The sequence below is a fragment of the Streptococcus sp. WM07 genome, from assembly GCF_004570525.1.
In the GTDB taxonomy this organism is placed as follows: Bacteria; Bacillota; Bacilli; order Lactobacillales; family Streptococcaceae; genus Streptococcus.
The window spans coordinates 1-427 of sequence record NZ_SPPZ01000201.1 but is presented as its reverse complement, the minus strand read 5'-3'; the positions used below and the strand labels follow the sequence as shown (position 1 = coordinate 427).

Here is a 427-nt window from a genome sequence, read left to right as displayed (position 1 = left end):
GTACGTAGCTCCGATCTGCGCCACAGCCCCCCAGGCATTATCTATCGCGGCGCTCGTCGTTCCGCCCGGATTCGTTAGCATGCTTAGTATCGGGGTGGTGTTCACACTGGAAAATTTGACATACGTGCCACCGACGCCGACATACGGACGGAACACGCCATCAGGGCGGCCGAACCGATATTGGAACATCAGGATAGGCGACCACACCTTGGCGTCTGCAATCTTGCCCGCCTGCTCGATGGTGCCGCGTCCTTCAATGTCCAGCTTAGGCGGCACGCCGAACGCCAGTTCGCCCGACACGCTATCGCTGAACATGTAGGAAGCGCTGGCAAAGGGAGCGCCGCCGTCACCTACGTCAACTTTACCGCCCGGCACCCCGGTGATGTCGCCACTTTTTACTTGCGGGAAGAACTGGTTGTAGCCACCC

At 59.7% G+C, this 427-nt stretch carries 1 protein-coding gene; it reads right to left on the bottom strand.

The window, feature by feature from the left end; all coding sequences use genetic code 11:
- Positions 1-427 (bottom strand): OmpW family protein (locus tag E4T71_RS09010; RefSeq protein ID WP_135038981.1); only part of this gene is annotated, 427 nt, incomplete at both ends.